The organism is Actinoallomurus sp. NPDC052274 (assembly GCF_040679475.1).
Lineage (GTDB): Bacteria > Actinomycetota > Actinomycetes > Streptosporangiales > Streptosporangiaceae > Actinoallomurus > Actinoallomurus liliacearum.
This window is the reverse complement of record NZ_JBFAUT010000168.1, coordinates 1-1,100: the sequence shown is the minus strand read 5'-3', so window position 1 is coordinate 1,100 and position 1,100 is coordinate 1. Positions and strand designations below refer to the sequence as shown.

The 1,100-nt window shown below is 62.0% G+C and carries 2 protein-coding genes; both read left to right on the top strand.

Annotated elements, in window-relative coordinates:
* The coding region (locus tag AB0K82_RS44700; protein WP_364409894.1) for a helix-turn-helix transcriptional regulator at positions 1 to 824 on the top strand (824 nt) is incomplete at its 5' end.
* A 57-nt stretch (positions 825 to 881) separates the two neighbouring features.
* A partial coding sequence (locus tag AB0K82_RS44695; RefSeq protein ID WP_364409892.1) for a hypothetical protein occupies positions 882 to 1,100 on the top strand: 219 nt, incomplete at its 3' end.

Here is a 1,100-nt window from a genome sequence, read left to right as displayed (position 1 = left end):
CCCAGTTCATCACTGACGGTCGCACCAGAGCGAACCTCACCCAAGCTGCGCTCGCCCGCGTGCTCGGCCTCAAACAACAGTCGGTAAGCCGGTGGGAAGCGGGCACGCACCGGCCATCAATTGATCAGATGGCGCCCCTCGCCAATGTGCTCAAACTCGATGAATCGCGACTCATGCAACTCGGGCAGGCTGACGCAGCGCCCGTGCTGGCTGTAGCGCCGCTCTTGCCTTTGAGCATGCTTGCACCAGAGATGTTTGAACGCTTCATTGGGGATCTCACGAGCTACCTCTACCCCACTCGCAACACGCGCGTGCGCGGCGGTCGCGGTCACGATCAAGGCGGTTGGGACGTTCTCGCCATCGGCGACGGCGAAACGATCGGCATTCAGTGCAAGCAGGTCGAGCGCTTTGGTCCTGCCGAAGCCCGACGCGCGATTGCCGGCGTCGACCGTCCGGTCGATCGCTCTATTCTTGCCCTTAGCCGCGTCGCCAGCCCGGCCACAGCTGATGCGATGGAGGCAGCTGGCTGGGAAGTTTGGGACCAGGACGACATATCCCGCAAGGTTCGCGGGCTGCCGGGAGAACTTCAGGACAATCTTGTCGACATCTTCTTCCGGGGACAACGGCTCGTCCTGCTCGGACGCGACAATCCCGGTCCATGGGTCAAGGCCGATCGCTTTTTCGCCCCGTTCGACCAAGATGATAGCGCCTTCACGCATAACTGGGAGCTTGTCGGTCGCGAAAGCGACCTTGAGACCCTGAACGCTGGGCTGGAGGGCGAGCAGCCAGAAGTAATTGTCACAGGCGCGGGTGGCATGGGCTAATCACGCCTAATCAAGACTGGAGTTTAGCGTTACGCAGCGGCACATCCGGCAACGCTGGTGCGCTTCCTGTCGCCCGTAAGCGACCCAGACCACGAAGGCCTCGAAGCGCTTGGCACCTGCGAAAAGCTGTTGGTGGTCGATGACGCTCATGATCGCGACGGTCTCCCGCTCCTGATCGACTACGTCGCCGACCCCCGCAACAAGGCGCGGCTACTGCTCGCGACACGCCCTTATGCCGAGCAGCGCATTCGGAATGACCTTGCACGCTTCGCTATC